This is a genomic window from Actinokineospora globicatena (assembly GCF_024171945.1).
In the GTDB taxonomy this organism is placed as follows: domain Bacteria; phylum Actinomycetota; class Actinomycetes; order Mycobacteriales; family Pseudonocardiaceae; genus Actinokineospora; species Actinokineospora globicatena.
Window position 1 is genome coordinate 212,252 of the sequence record NZ_JAMTCR010000005.1, and the last position, 14,013, is coordinate 226,264.

The window sequence follows — 14,013 nt, forward strand, 5'->3', positions numbered from 1 at the left end:
GGCGGCCGGCTAGGCTGACCGGGTGGTGAGAAGCGACGGCAGGAACGACGACCAGCTCCGGGACATCACGATCACCCGCGGCTACCAGGACTGGCCAGCCGGATCGGTGCTGGTGTCCTTCGGCCGCACCAGGGTGCTGTGCGCGGCCAGCGTCACCGAGGGCGTGCCGCGGTGGCGCAAGGGCTCCGGGCTCGGCTGGGTCACCGCCGAGTACGCGATGCTGCCCTCGGCGACCAACACCCGCAGCGACCGCGAGTCGGTGAAGGGCCGCGTCGGCGGCCGCACGCACGAGATCAGCAGGCTCATCGGCCGGTCCCTGCGCGCGTGCATCGACCTGTCGGCGCTCGGCGAGAACACCATCCACCTCGACTGCGACGTGATCCAGGCCGACGGCGGCACCCGCACCGCGGCCATCACCGGCGCCTACGTCGCCCTGGCCGACGCGATCACCTACCTGGGTGCCGCGCGCAAGCTCGCCGACCCGCAGCCGCTGTCCTGCGCGGTGTCGGCGGTCAGCGTCGGCGTCGTCGGCGGCCGGGTGCGGCTCGACCTCCCGTACGAGGAGGACGCGCGCGCCGAGGTCGACATGAACGTGGTCGCCACCGACGCCGGGACGCTCATCGAGGTCCAGGGCACCGGCGAGGGTGCCACCTTCGCCCGCTCCACCCTCGACGCCATGCTCGACCTCGCCCTCGCGGGCTGCGCCGAGCTCAACCGCGTCCAGGCCGAGGCCCTCGCCCTGCCCTACCCCGGCACCCTGCCCGAGCCGAAGGGCAGCCGATGACCCGCGTCCTGCTCGCCAGCCGCAACGCCAAGAAGCTCGCCGAGTTGCGCCGCATCCTCGCCGCCAACCAGGTCGACGGCGTCGAGATCGTCGGCCTCGCCGACGTCCCCGACTTCCCGGAGGCCCCGGAGACCGGCGCCACCTTCGAGGAGAACGCCCTGGCCAAGGCCCGCGACGCGGCCGCGGCCACCGGCCTGCCCGCGATCGCCGACGACTCCGGCATCGCCATCGACGCCCTCAACGGCATGCCCGGCGTCCTGTCCGCCCGCTGGTCCGGCACCCACGGCGACGACAAGGCCAACCTCGACCTCGTCCTGGCCCAACTCGGCGACGTCCCCGACGACCGCCGCGGCGGCGGCTTCGTCTGCGCCATCGCCCTCGTCCACCCCGACGGCACCGAAACCACCCTGCGCGCCGACTGGCGGGGCACCATCACCCGCGAACCAGCGGGCACCAACGGCTTCGGCTACGATCCGATCTTCCGCCCGGACGGCCACGACTGCTCCTCGGCGGAGCTGACGCCCGAGCAGAAGGACGCCATCTCCCACCGCGGCCAAGCCCTCCGACTCCTGCTGCCACACCTGGCCGCGCTCTAGTCCCACCGCTGCTTTCACTCAAGCGGCGCTGAACGCCACCCCGCCATCGCGGGGACCCGCACCGCCTGGCTGGCGCGATTCGGCCTGCCTTCACGGCCTCCATCTCGCCGACGGCCGCTGCCGGGCTAGCTCAACTCGCCGTGGTCGAGCCCCCAGTTGGCCTCCGGCACTGCTCGATTCGCCGTCGCGGGGACCCTCTCTGCCTCACCTTTCGGCGCCGCCCAGTCTGCGCGACCTGCAATCGCGGGGACCCCCACCGCCTCGTCGACCGGCGCTGCCGGGCCCGCCCGAGCCGCCGTCGCGGGGGCCGCCTCCGGCACCCCAGCTCCCACCCTCTCCGGAGGGCGTCCCCGATGCCAGTCTACCGGGGATGGGGGTGGCGGCCTAGGGGTGTGGTTGGGCTGTGGACAACTCGGGGGGTTGTGGATAACGCGACCTGGGGAACGTGTGGGGAGCTGGCCGAGGTTCACTCGATTCGGTACTGGCTGTGGGTGATCGCGTGCGGGCGGCCTCGGTTGGTGCGGCTGCGGACAAGCAGGGCGATCGGGGCTAGGACAGGTACGGGTCCAAGACGGCGGCGCCTGCGGTGACGGCTTTGCGGGCGTTGGCCCAGCGGGTGCCGAGGGGGTACTCGGTGAGCAGGACGACCATGTAGCGCCAGTGGTCGCCGACGAGGCCGGTGCTGTGGACGACGATGTCGTTCGTGCTGTCGGACCAGCCCTGCTTGACGGCCCACTCAGCGGAGATGCCGCTCGGGATGCCGAAGGTCTGGTCGAAGCCGTCGGCGGCGGTGGGGGTCGAGGCGGCCAGGGAGTCGACGATGAGGGCGCGGTCGTCGGCCGGGAGCTCGTCGAGGACGTAGTCGTAGACCTTGGCGACGTCGCGGGCGGTGAGCAGGACGTCGCCCCAGCGGCCGACGATGGCGGGGGGTTCGGTGCCGGTCAGGCCCATCCGCCTGGTCGAGCGGGTCAGCAGGTCGGTGCCGCCCTGGCGGACCCACAGGGACGTGGCGATGTCGTCGTCGGAGGCGGTGAGCATGGCGGAGATCCGCTTGCGGGTCGCCGCCGTCGGGCCGTCGGCGAGCACGTCGACGGCGATCATCAGCTTCACCAGCGACGCCGACCGGAACTGGCGCTCCGCCTCGACCGCGACGAGGTCGGCGCCGGTGTCCCGGTCGACCACCAGCACCCCGACCCGCGCCGACCCCAGCACCGAGCGCACCGCCGCGACGATCTCGTCCGCGTCGGGCAGCTCGGCCGCTCGCTGTTCCGGCGCGGCCTGCACCGTCGGCGACCCGTCCGCGGGCGCGGTCGTCGGCGAGGGCGGGGTGGAACTGGTCTGCTCCAACACCTGCAGCACTTGCGGCTGCTCGGCCACCCCGCACCCGGCCACGGCCAGAGTCGCGACCAGGCCGATCAGGGTGAGGTTCCGAAGTGGGCGCACACCGGTGAAACGCCCGGTCGGACCGGGAAGTTGACCCGGTCAGGCGGCAACTTCCCCCGCGGGGACGCCGTAACGGGACACCGCCCGCTTCGGTTGCCCGGCCGGGCGGACCCTCACCGGATTCTCAGGTCAGACCGAGATGTCCTTGCGCAGCTTGGCCACGTGCCCGGTCGCCCGCACGTTGTACCCGGCGTGCGCGATCTTGCCCTCGGGGTCGACGACGAAGGTCGAGCGGATCACGCCGGTCACCGTCTTGCCGTAGAGCTGCTTCTCGCCGTACGCGCCGTACGCGGTCAGCACGGCCTTGTCGGGGTCCGACAGCAGCGGGAACGTCAGGCCCTCCTCGGCGACGAACTTCGCCAGCTTCGCGGGCTTGTCGGGGGAGATGCCGACCACCGCGAACCCGGCGTCGTTGAACTCGGCGAGGTTGTCCCGGAAGTCGCACGCCTGCTTGGTGCACCCCGGCGTCGACGCGGCCGGGTAGAAGTAGACGACGACGGACCTGCCGCGGAAGTCCGACAGCGACACCTCGGTGCCCTCGCTGTCGGGAAGGGTGAACTCCGGTGCCGCGTCACCGGGGGACAGGCGCAACTGTTCGGTCATGCGACGACGCTAGCGCGCCGCTACGCCTGCCCGTCGAACACGGTCACCACGGCCGCGCCCGCCGGGTCCGGTTGCGCGCTCACCACCACGGCCACCTTCTCCGGCGGCAGCTCGAAGGCCACCAGGAACCGGGTGCTGCGCCCCGGCGGCACGGCCTCGGTGCCGACCGCGCCGGAGTAGCCCTGCGCCGAGTCGATCACCTGCCTGCTCGCCGAGCCGTTGGCCAGCGCCGAGAGCGACAGCAGCGTCGGCGAGTACGGGGAACTGCCCTCGTTGCGCACCGTCATCTCGAACCCGACCGCCCTGCGCACCGCCGGGAACGCCGCCCCGGTCGGCACGAACGACTTCGGCGCCGACACGGTGATCGTCAACCCCATGCCCAACGCCGTCGGCTCACCGCTGCGGGTCGGCTGGCTGACCCCGGCCAACTCGGTCGGGGTGGCGCTCGGGGCGGCCGCGGCCACCGTCGCCGAGTAGGCGGTCGCACCACCGCACCCGGTGATCGCCACCAAGAGCGCGCAGCAGACGGCCACGAGCGCGACGATCTTCACCGGACGTGCCTACTTCCTGGCGGGGGACGCGTGGGGACGTACGACCCCACCATGGCACCACCAGCGGCCACCCCGCCGAGCCGAATAGGCCGTTGAGTCGCACCTGGTTCCGCACTGTGGCCGAGCCGTGATCACCGGTGCACCCAGCGTGACAAAGCCCACTGCGGCCCGTGTCGCCCGCCCCCCGCGAGATCGACTGGCCCGAGGTCGGGTGATCGACTGGATCGGGGGTGGGTGATCCGCTGGACCGAGAGACGGTGGTCGACCGGATCGGGCGCGAGTGATCCGCTGGATCGGGCCGGGTGATCGACTGGACCGCCCCCCGGGGACCCCCGCCACCCCATCCGACGGGCGCCGCCGCCTCGCTCGGGCCGCCGTCGCGGGGGCCGCCTCCGGCACCCCAGCCCCCACCCTCTCCGGGGGGCGTCCCCAGTGCCAGTCTACCGGGGGTGGGGGTGGCGACATAGGGGTGTGGTTGGGCTGTGGACAACTCGGGGGGTTGTGGATAACGCGACCTGGGGGAGAGGCGAGGTGGCGGCTGAGGTTCACTCGATTCGGGACTGGCTGTGGGAGATCACGCGCGAACGCCCTCGGGGCTTGCATGCCGCAGCGGTGGGTGGGCATGGCGCCGCAGGGGGCGAGGTCAGTGCGCGCCGGGGGTCAGGCGGCCAAGGCGAAGAAGAGGATGAAGAAGCCGATGGCGACGAGCCAGGCGGCGATCAGCCAGCCGAAGTCGCGCCACGGGGAGATCTTGCCGTCGTCGGCGCCGGGGACGTGGACGCCGCGTTCCTCGAACTTGTCGACCAGGCCCAGGAGGGCGGTGAACAGGCGGGGCGGGCGCACGCCGCCGATGGTGTCATGGGCGGGGGCGCTCGCGGCGCTTGCCCTTGACCTGGCGGGCGAAGGCGCGTTCGATCTCGCGCTTGGCGTCGCGGTCGGCGAGGTCGGCGCGCTTGTCCCAGGTCTTCTTGCCGCGCACCAGGGCCAACTCCACCTTCACCTTGCCGTCGACGAAGTACATCGACAGCGGGACCAGCGACAGGCCCGACTCGTGGACCTTCTGCGATAGCTTGTCGATCTCGCGGCGGTGCAGCAGCAGCTTGCGGACCCGGCGCGGGGTGTGGTTGGTCCAGGTGCCGAACGTGTACTCGTTGATGTGCAGGCCGCGCAGCCAGATCTCGCCGTCGTCGATGGTGGCGAAGGCGTCGACGAGGGACGCGCGGCCCAGCCGCAGGCTCTTGACCTCGGTGCCGACCAGCACGACGCCCGCCTCGACGGTGTCGAGCACGGCGTAGTGGTGCCGGGCCCGCCGGTTCGTGGCGATCGTCGCGCTGTTGGGGTCCTTGGCCATGCCACGAGAAACTAGCGGACGCCCGCCGTTTCGCTCGCGGGATTTGCGGCGCGGCTGAGCAGCTCGAAGTCGCTCGGGTCGACGTGGCGGGTGCGCAGCCAGTAGCGCCAGGTGAAGCCGGGCCAGATCGTCCGGTTGACGCCCTGGGAGTCCAGGTACCAGCTGGTGCAGCCGCCCTGGGTCCACACCCCGGCGGCGAGCCTGCGCTGGACGTCGGTGTTGAACGCGTCCTGCGCCGCGCGGCGCACGTCCAGCGCCTCGGCGCCCTCGCGGTCGGCCAGCCGCAGCGCCTCGACCACGTACCGGATCTGCGACTCGATCATGAAGACCACCGAGTTGTGGCCGAGGCCGGTGTTCGGGCCGAGCAGGAAGAACAGGTTCGGGAACCCGGCGACGGTGATCCCCAGGTGGGTGCCGATGCCCCGCTCCCGCCACAGCCCCGCCAGGTCGACGCCGTCCCGCCCGGTGATCTTCAGGTAGTCGAACGAGTCGGTGACGTGGAACCCGGTGCCGTAGATGATCGCGTCGACCTCGTGCTCGCGGCCGTCGTTGCCCACGACGCTGGTCGCCCGGACCTCGGCGACGCCGGAGGTCTCCAGGTGCACGTTGGCCCGGTTGAACGCCGGGTAGTAGTCGTTGGAGATCAGCACCCGCTTGCAGCCCATGACGTAGTCCGGGGTCAGCTTCCGCACCAGCTCCGGGTCCCGCACGGCCTTGGTGATGTTGTGCGCGGCGAGCTTCGAGGCCAGCTTCAAGATCCCCTGGTGGCCGTTGAACCCGACCGCGCGGACCTCGTTGACCCAGTACAGCAGGTGCCGGTACGCGCGCAGGGCGCCGGGGACCCTGGCGAACAGGTCGCGCGACCAGACCGGCATCGCGTGGTCGGGCTTGGGCATCACCCAGGGCGCGGTCCGCTGGAACAGGGTCAGCTCGGCGACCTCCGGGGCGATCTTGGGCACGAACTGCACGGCGCTGGCGCCGGTCCCGATCACCGCGACCCGCTTGCCGGTCAGGTCGAAGTCGTGGTCCCACTGGGCCGAGTGGAACGTGGCGCCGGTGAAGTCCTCGATACCGGGCAGCCGCGGGATCGACGGGATGTGCAGCGCGCCGATGCCCGCGATGAGGAACCGGGTGACGTAGGTGTCGCCGCCGGAGGTCTCGACGTACCAGCGGTTCTCGCCGGACTCCCAGCGCGCGCCGGTCACCTCGACGCCGAAGCGGGTGTTGCGGGCCAGGTCCCACTTCGCCGCCACGTCGCGCAGGTACTGCCAGATCTCGGGCTGCGGGGCGTACGAGCGCGTCCAGTCCGGCTTCTGCTCGAAGGAGAACGAGTACATGTGCGACTGGATGTCGCAGGCGCAGCCGGGGTAGGTGTTGTCCCGCCAGGTGCCGCCGAAGTCGGCGGCCTTCTCCAGCACCACGAAGTCCTCGCGGCCCTCCCTGCGCAGCCCGACGGCCATCCCGATGCCGGAGAACCCGGTGCCGACCACCACGACACCGGTGTTGACGAGCTTGCCCACGGCGACCCTCCCTGCCTTCGATCAGGTGTTACCCGCGGTCAACCTTACTTTAAGTAGGTTACTTGCGGTAGAGTGTGTTGGTGACCACCGCGCCGCAGACCCGCAAGCGCCGCATGCCCCGCGCCGAACGGGAACGGCAGATGCTGGCCGTGGCCGAGGAGATCTTCGCCGAACGGGGCTACGCCGCCGCCGCGATGGACGAGATCGCCGAGCGCTGCGGGGTCTCCAAACCCATGCTCTACGAGTACTTCGGGTCCAAGGAAGGCCTGCTGGTCGCCTGCATCCGGCAGGCGCGCGGCCAACTCGCGACCGCCATCACCCAGGCCGCCGTCGGCGCCACCGGCCCCCGCGACGCGCTGCGCCGGGGCCTGGTCGCCTTCTTCGAGTTCACCGACGCCCACCGCCGCGCCTGGTCGCTGGTGCTGCGCAACGAGGCCGCCGTGGCCGGGCAGGCGGCCGCCGCCGAGGTCGAGGCCATCCGCCAGGAACAGGTCGAGATCGACCTCGCGCTGCTCACCGCGTTCCTGCCCGACGCGCCCCGAGTCGACCTGGAAGCCGCCGCGCAGATCGTCGTCGGCGCCTGCGAACGGCTCTCCCTCTGGTACGTCAGCCGCGACGACGTCACCGCCGAACAAGCCGCCGACCACCTGATGCGCGTCCTCTGGACCGGCCTCGCCGCCCTCGTGGAACCCCCAACCGCGCGGTAACCCCCCGACAGGGGTATAGCCCTGCCGCCGTCAGCGAGCGGGAATCGGTCGCGGCGAGCAAGCTCAACGCACGTGGGGACGCACGCCTCGCCTCCCCGCGACGCACCGGAGCAGGAGGGGCGAGCCATGTACGAACCGATCCTGGCCAACTACACCGCGCGCGGCACCGACTGGACCGTCGAGGTCAGGGCCAAAGGCCAGACCAAGACCGCGACCGCGCCAGACCTCGTCACCGCCCGCGACCGCGCCGACGAGCTGATCGAGGACATGCTCGCCGGGGACAAGAAGCGGACCGTCGTGCACACCCTCGACGGGGACGCGGTCGGGTTCACCGCCGCCTACCTCACCGCCCGGCTCGGCCTGGCCGAGCCGGTGGCGACCATCCCCGCCCAAGCCCGCGCCGACAAGGCCCCCGTGCCGCCCCCGGCCGCCATGGCCTGACCGGGAGCGCCGGGACCGACTAGCGGAAGATCCGGCGCACCACGAGCAGGCCCACCAGCACACCGACCCCGATCAGGGCGTAGCGCACCTTCGGGTCGTCCAACCGCGACCGCGCACTGGACTTCGCGCCCTCCACCAACCGCTTCGGGCTGGCCTTCACGCTGAGCTGGTCCAACGTCGCCGCCAGGGCATCACGCGCCTGCTCGATCTCACGCTGGATGGTGTCGGGATCCCGCGCCACTGCATCCTCCTCGCAACCCAGCTACCGGTGGGACCAACGGTAGATCACCGACCACCCGAACCAAGCACGGGCCACGCCGTTTAGGCTGTCAACGCTACCCGGGGGCCGTAGCCCAATTGGCAGAGGCACACGGTTTAGGTCCGTGCCAGTGAGAGTTCGAGTCTCTCCGGCCCCACGAGCTCAGGGCGACCCATGTCCACAGAACGCGTGGACTGGGTCGCTCGTCATTTCTCCCGGGGGCCGAGCCCCCGGAGCCCCGACGGTGCGAGTGGTCGCGAACCAGCGGGGTTCGCTCGGGCCGGGGGGCCCTCGCATTGGACTCAGCGATGGGGTCGCTCGGGCCGGGGGGCCCTCGCATTGGACTCGGTGGTGGGTCGCTTGGGCCTGGGGGCCCTCGCATTGGGTGTGGGGGCGGGGGTGTTGCCCAGGGCGACGGGTGTCGGGGTGGGGGTTAGGGGTGGAAGAACTTGTCTGCTTGGGCTAGGACTTCGTCCAGGTGGGACTCGTTGGTGAGTTTGGCGGAGAAGGACTTGTCGCCGTCCTTGAGCTCCAGGTCGACCACCACGGCCTTGCGGCGGGTGGTCAGGTAGGTCAGGACGGAGCGGATCAGGACGGTGCCCGCGCCGCCGCTGCCCAGGGCGATGGTGAGGGCGTCGATGCCGACGCCCATGTCGCCCTCGCGGACGGGGGCGTTGCGCAGGCGGACCCGTCCGCGCAACTCGTCCTCGTCGCGCAGCCAGTTCGCCAGCTCGCGCAGGTCGTCGTCGGCACCCGTCAGTGCGGCCTCAGTCACCCGTCCAGTGTACGTAGGCGATCACTCCGACAGGCCCCTGATGTGCGCGATGAGCTCGATGGTGTCCATCCCGCACAGCTCGGCCAACCGGTCGAGCGCCGAGACGTCCAGGTGCACCTCGTCCTGCTCGGCCAGCAGCTCCGCCGCCCACCGGCGCAGCGGCATCAGCTGCGGGCGGTCATCGGCCGCCGCGGCGTGCAGGTCCACCCGGACCCGGCCCAGCGGCGTGTCCGCGAACACCCGGTCGTGCACCCTGGCCATCAGGTCGTGCGGCAGCGCCTCGAGCGCCACGCAGATCTCCACGAACCGCACCACAGAGCACTGCCGGGTACCCAGCTCGTAGGTCGCCAGGGTCTGCAGCGAGATCTCGCTCTGCAGCCTGCCGTTGAGCTCCTTGCGGGTCCAGCCCCGCTGCTTGCGCAGCCTGCGGATCTCGTCGCCGAGCACCCGCTGGTAGGTCGCCGCTTCGATGCGCAAGTTCAGCCCCTCCTCGACCGGCGCCGTCCCAGACCGGCGCCTCCACCACAGGAAGTGACCAACCCCGTCACCCTGACGCGGGTTCGGCGAAGTTGCTCCGATCGAGTGAGGGCGAAAACCTCAGTTCACACACGGAGGTCCGGTCTGCACCGCGGCGCGGGCACCCAGGTCGAGCAACGGCGCACCCGCCAGCCGCTCCCCGGGGGTACTGGCAGTGGTGCTGAAGTCCTTGCCGATGATGACGGTCACCTTGCCCTTGCCCAGGTTCGCGTCGGCCTCGCTGGTGGCCTTGCCGCCCAGCGCGTCGACCACCGCGGTGCCGCCCGACTCCTCGCCCTTGGCGTAGCGCACCACTGTCTTCGACCTGGCCGCGGCGTTGCCGGTCGGGGCGGTCGGGAAGCCCTGGCTCTCCAGGGTGTCGGCGACCTCGGCGGCCAGGCCGGTGCGGCCGGACCCGTTGAGCACGGTCACCGTCGGCTTGGTCGACGGCGCCTGCCCGGACGGCGCGCCACCGCTGGTCGGCGGTGGGGCCCCGCCCCCGGTCAGCAGCCCGGTGACGAACTGCCTGACCGCGGTCGGGTCGACCTGCACGGCCGAACCGTCGTTGGGGGTGTCCAGGTCGATGGTGACGATCGGGATCGTCTCGAAGCCCACGGAGCCGCCGGTCACCGAGATCATCTGCTGGGCGAACCGCATGATGTCCCAGTTCTTGTCCAGCACCACCGACTTGCCGATGGCGGTCTTGAGCTGGTCGAGCACCTGGGAACCGGGCGCCAGCACGTCGCCGGAGATCATCTTCTTGGCCATCGCGCTCATGAAGGTCTGCTGCCGGGTGATCCGGTCGATGTCGCCGTTGGGCAACCCGTGCCGCTGCCGGACGAACTGCAGCGCCTGCACCCCCTGCAGGGTCTGCACCCCGGCCGGGAAGTTCGCGCCGGACAGCGCGTCCTTGGTGGCCTTCTTCAGGCACACCTCGACGCCGCCGATGGCGTTGGTGATGTCGTAGAAGCCGAGCAGGTTGACCTCGGCGTAGTGATCGATGGTGGCGCCGGTGAGCTTGGTGATCGTGGCGATCAGGCTCTTGGCGCCCTCCTCGTTGGACCGGCGCTCGAGCTCCTTCTGCTCGGAGACGCCCTCCTTCTGCAGCCTGCCGCGCGCGGCCAGCTTCGCCCGGCCGTAGGCGGAGTTGATCTTGTGTTTGCCGTAGCCGGGGATGTCGACGTAGGAGTCGCGCGGGATCGAGACGCCGACCGCCTTGCCGCCGTCGTTCGGGATCCTGATCATGATCAGCGTGTCGGTGTTGATCTCGCCGTCGGACTTGCCGCCGTTGAGCATCGCCAGCTGCTCCTTCGACAGCGGGTTGCCCTGGGCGTCGGTGCGGCTGTCCATGCCGACCATCAGGATGTCCACCGCGCCGTCGGCGGGCTTCTCCCCGGTGTCCTCCACGACGTTGGCCGTGGTCACCCCGTCGGAGAACGAGTCGGTTACCCGCCAGTAGTAGCCGGTCGCGACCAGCACGACCGCCGAGAGCAGCGCGACCGCCGTGCGGCCGACGACCAACCCCGCGGCGGGCTTGCGCGGCGCGCGGGTGCTCTGCCTGGTCTTCGGCCGGATCCGCTCGGTCGGGGCGACCCCGGACACGCGCTTGCGCGGCTCGGACCCCTCACCGCGGCGCACCGGCTCCCGGGTGCGCACGGCGCCATCCCGGTCCCTGCTGGCACTGCTCCGGGGCGCGCTGTCCCGACTGCCGCTGTCTCGACCAGCACTGTCCCGGCGCGCGCGGTCCTCACCGCGTCCAGCCTCCGGGCGGGGTCGACGGGCACCGTCGGCACGGGGTGCGGCGGCACGGGGTGCGCGCTCGTCCCGGGCACCGCGCTCACGGGCCACGTCCTGGCGCGGCCGCTCCGGCCGTGACCTCGGCGCGTCCCGCTCGGCGCGGAACCCGCGTTCGACGTCGCGGTCCTGGCCGTCGCGCGCCCTGGGTTGGTCGGCTCGCGGGTTGCCGGGCGGGGGGACGCGCCTGCCTGGGGCCGGGGCGCGCGGGGGCACGGGTCGTCCACCCGATCCCGCGCGATCGCCTGGCCTCGGTGGCCGGTACTCCACGCCCGCTCCTCCCTGTCGGCTGACGCCGGTCGGCCCTGGGCGCGCTCGACCGCCGGTGCTAGTGAAGACGTGCGCGGGGTGTCCCAGGTTGTCCGTAGCGTGACATATCCGGGCGTCCCACCCGGCACGGCACGCGTCCCACTCCGCGCAGCACGCCCCTATCGAGTCATGCCCCGACCCGTCGCGCCGCGCGTGACCTGCGGTTGGCCCACGACACCACTCTGATCGCGAACACGGCGAGCGCGACCGCGATGGTCGCCCAGTACACCGCGGCCCCCGGGCGCAGCGCCGCACCCATCGGCGGCAGGCAGGCGACGGCGGTCACCAGCCACGGCCACGCCGTCGCGGTGCTGCCCACGCGCACCGCGTGCAGCAGGTACCAGCCGAGCAGCAGGTGGATGGCGCTGGTCATCGGGTCGACGGACAGGCCGAGCAGGACCGGGCCGTGGTGGGCGCCGGTGAGCCCGCTCAGCGCGAACCCGATGATGCCCAGCGCCCCGTACCCGGTGCCCAGCGCGGCGGCGACCGGGTCCCACCGGCTCACCGGCAGGTCCCGCGGCGTGAGGGTGCCCGGACCGCCCCGGCCGCGCCGCTCGAACAGCAGGAACGCCAGCACGGTCGGCACGGCGAGCAGCACCAGCGCCAGCAGCGTGCGCGGCTGGCCCGCCCAGGTCAGCACGGTGCCGGGCAACCCGGTGCTCGACGCGGCGCCGATGATCCCGGCCAGCAGCAGCATCGCGCACAGGTACACCAGGTAGACCGTCATCGGCGCGGCGCGCACGCGGTGCACCGCTCTGGCCACGCCGCCGTGCGCGATCCCCCGCACCCGGTCGTGCCCGGGCGCCACCACCAGGCACACCTGGACCAGCCCGATCAGCAGCACGCCCAGGGCCGACGGCACGAAGCTGGCCGTCCCCGCCGGGACCGCGATCAGCGCTTTGTCGTGGCCGCCGACGGTGGTCAGCAGGACCAGGCACACCAGCGCGCAGGCGGCCACCACGGGCAGGGCGTGGCGTGGGAGGTGGTCGAACGAGCCGTCGGCGTAGTGCATCGACAGCTGCCCGAACAGCGCGGCGAGCACGATCCCCCCGGCGTACGCGGCGGTGGTGCCGGTGCCGAACAGCCCGAGCCCGGCGACCACGAGGGCCTGGGCGACCGGGGTGCCGACGGGTGCCAGCCGGTGCAACCAGTGCATCGCCGGGGTCAGGCCGACCACCAGCAGATATAGGCCGAGCAACCACAGCGGCTGGGTGATCAACCGGGTGAACGCGTCCACGGCGGCGTCGGAGGCGTCGAGCAGGTCGAGGGAGAGCGGCACCACCAGCCACGCGGTGACGAACGCCAGCACCGGCCGGATCAGCCAGCACACCCGCCCGGCCACGTAGCCGCCGTAGCCGGACCCGTCGGCCAGCGCGGCCCGCCAGGCCAGCAGGTTGGAGTCGCCACCGGCGAAGAAGAACAGCGGCACCAGCTGCAACAGCCAGGTCAGCGGCCACAGCGCGCCGACGCGGGCGCCCAGCAGCGGCGCGAACGCCAGCGCCGACTCGGCCACCACGACCCCGGCCAGGCTCACCACCCGCAGCATCCCCAGGTACCCGGCGCGGTCCCTGGCCCGCTCACCGACCGGCGCGGCGCCACGCGGCACCCCGGTCCGGCGGCGGGCGAACGCGGGCACCCGCACGGCCAGTAGCAGCGCCACGACCAGCAGCGCCACCACCCAGGTGCCGATCGGCTCGGCCCGCGGCGGACCCCAGCGCTGGTGCCACGAGTTCGCCACCAGCCCGGCCGCGTAGAGGGACGCGACCAACTGGCAGGTCCCCGGCGCCCCGCGCGGGTTGAGCTCGCACTGCCGGTGCATGTCGGTGGCCAACCGGTCGTCGAGCGCCCGGCGCGGCCCAGGGCCCAGCGGCTGCCCCTTGGCCGAGGCGTACCGCAGCAGGTCGTAGCCCAAGTCGTGGGCCTTGCAGCCCGCGGAGAAGTCCCAGCGTGAGTTGTCCTCGCCCCACGGCGCCGAGCACCCGCCGTCGACGTGGACCGCGCGCCTGGTGCCGTCGGGGGCGGTCAGCCTGCCGGGCACGACCCCGGTCACCTGGGTGAAGTCGGCGGGCAGCAACGCGATCGGGTCTCGCCCGGACCTCGGGTCGAGCAGCGCGTCGACGGCGGCAGCGGCCTTGGCGACGTCACCGGTCGGCGGCGCGGTCGGCTCATTGGGCGCGCGCGACACCACGATGCCGTACCCGGCGGCCACCAGGACCACCAGCACGAGCCAGCCCACCCTGCCGCGCAGCCGCACCGGCGGCCGGTGCTCGGGCTGCTCGGTCCTCGGCGGTGCCGCGATGGTCGCCGTCACGATGGCAGGTTCCCCACCCCGGGGAGGCTACCGCCGCCCGGGATGCGGGGAGG

General features: G+C 72.3%; 15 protein-coding genes and 1 tRNA gene. 5 read left to right on the forward strand and 11 right to left on the reverse strand.

Annotation, left to right across the window (positions count from 1 at the left end; genetic code table 11):
- Positions 1-22: 22 nt before the first annotated feature.
- Together rph and rdgB are read left to right on the forward strand one after the other, a co-directional pair.
- Entirely contained in the window at positions 23-784 is a 762-nt protein-coding gene (gene rph, locus LV79_RS24615) for a ribonuclease PH (protein WP_253840615.1), read from the forward strand.
- Complete coding sequence (gene rdgB, locus LV79_RS24620) at positions 781-1,380, forward strand: RdgB/HAM1 family non-canonical purine NTP pyrophosphatase (RefSeq protein WP_253840616.1); 600 nt, start codon at positions 781-783, stop codon at positions 1,378-1,380. Before rph ends, rdgB begins: the two co-directional genes overlap by 4 nt.
- Positions 1,381-1,929: 549 nt before the next feature.
- Here rdgB and LV79_RS24625 read toward each other — a convergent pair.
- The 6 genes from LV79_RS24625 to LV79_RS24650 form a co-directional block, all read right to left on the reverse strand.
- Positions 1,930-2,823 carry a serine hydrolase gene (locus LV79_RS24625; protein WP_253840617.1) on the reverse strand — a complete coding sequence of 298 codons (894 nt, stop codon included), beginning with the start codon at positions 2,821-2,823 and terminating at the stop codon, positions 1,930-1,932.
- 129 nt (positions 2,824-2,952) lie between these two features.
- Positions 2,953-3,426: a thioredoxin-dependent thiol peroxidase gene (gene bcp, locus LV79_RS24630; protein ID WP_253840618.1), complete on the reverse strand. Its 474-nt coding sequence runs from the start codon at positions 3,424-3,426 to the stop codon at positions 2,953-2,955.
- 20 nt (positions 3,427-3,446) lie between these two features.
- The gene (locus tag LV79_RS24635) at positions 3,447-3,977 is read right to left on the reverse strand and encodes a hypothetical protein (RefSeq protein ID WP_253840619.1); all 531 of its coding nucleotides are present in this window, start codon (positions 3,975-3,977) and stop codon (positions 3,447-3,449) included.
- Positions 3,978-4,637: 660 nt separating this feature from the next.
- Entirely contained in the window at positions 4,638-4,820 is a 183-nt protein-coding gene (locus tag LV79_RS24640) for a hypothetical protein (RefSeq protein WP_253840620.1), read from the reverse strand.
- 13 nt (positions 4,821-4,833) lie between these two features.
- The gene (smpB, locus tag LV79_RS24645) at positions 4,834-5,328 is read right to left on the reverse strand and encodes an SsrA-binding protein SmpB (RefSeq protein ID WP_253840621.1); all 495 of its coding nucleotides are present in this window, start codon (positions 5,326-5,328) and stop codon (positions 4,834-4,836) included.
- Positions 5,329-5,339: 11 nt separating this feature from the next.
- The gene (locus tag LV79_RS24650) at positions 5,340-6,848 is read right to left on the reverse strand and encodes a flavin-containing monooxygenase (protein WP_285470445.1); all 1,509 of its coding nucleotides are present in this window, start codon (positions 6,846-6,848) and stop codon (positions 5,340-5,342) included.
- 77 nt (positions 6,849-6,925) lie between these two features.
- Here LV79_RS24650 and LV79_RS24655 point away from each other — a divergent pair, with 77 nt between their 5' ends.
- Both LV79_RS24655 and LV79_RS24660 read left to right on the forward strand, forming a co-directional pair.
- A complete protein-coding gene (locus tag LV79_RS24655) occupies positions 6,926-7,555 on the forward strand; it encodes a TetR/AcrR family transcriptional regulator (RefSeq protein ID WP_253841187.1) in 630 nt (209 codons plus the stop codon).
- A gap of 126 nt (positions 7,556-7,681) precedes the next feature.
- Complete coding sequence (locus LV79_RS24660) at positions 7,682-7,996, forward strand: hypothetical protein (RefSeq protein ID WP_253840622.1); 315 nt, start codon at positions 7,682-7,684, stop codon at positions 7,994-7,996.
- 19 nt (positions 7,997-8,015) lie between these two features.
- On the opposite strand, the gene LV79_RS24665 is transcribed toward LV79_RS24660, so the two are convergent.
- The gene (locus LV79_RS24665; RefSeq protein ID WP_253840623.1) at positions 8,016-8,237 is read right to left on the reverse strand and encodes a DUF3618 domain-containing protein; all 222 of its coding nucleotides are present in this window, start codon (positions 8,235-8,237) and stop codon (positions 8,016-8,018) included.
- A 101-nt stretch (positions 8,238-8,338) separates the two neighbouring features.
- Here LV79_RS24665 and LV79_RS24670 point away from each other — a divergent pair.
- Positions 8,339-8,412: transfer RNA gene (locus tag LV79_RS24670), tRNA-Leu, on the forward strand.
- 276 nt (positions 8,413-8,688) lie between these two features.
- Here LV79_RS24670 and LV79_RS24675 read toward each other — a convergent pair.
- The 4 genes from LV79_RS24675 to LV79_RS24690 form a co-directional block, all read right to left on the reverse strand.
- On the reverse strand, positions 8,689-9,030 hold the full coding sequence (locus tag LV79_RS24675) for an effector-associated constant component EACC1 (protein ID WP_253840624.1): 342 nt from the start codon (positions 9,028-9,030) through the stop codon (positions 8,689-8,691).
- A gap of 21 nt (positions 9,031-9,051) precedes the next feature.
- On the reverse strand, positions 9,052-9,507 hold the full coding sequence (locus tag LV79_RS24680) for a helix-turn-helix domain-containing protein (RefSeq protein WP_253840625.1): 456 nt from the start codon (positions 9,505-9,507) through the stop codon (positions 9,052-9,054).
- A gap of 120 nt (positions 9,508-9,627) precedes the next feature.
- The gene (locus LV79_RS24685; protein WP_253840626.1) at positions 9,628-11,202 is read right to left on the reverse strand and encodes an LCP family protein; all 1,575 of its coding nucleotides are present in this window, start codon (positions 11,200-11,202) and stop codon (positions 9,628-9,630) included.
- Positions 11,203-11,776: 574 nt separating this feature from the next.
- Entirely contained in the window at positions 11,777-13,960 is a 2,184-nt protein-coding gene (locus LV79_RS24690) for a phospholipase A2 family protein (protein ID WP_253840627.1), read from the reverse strand.
- Positions 13,961-14,013: the final 53 nt, after the last annotated feature.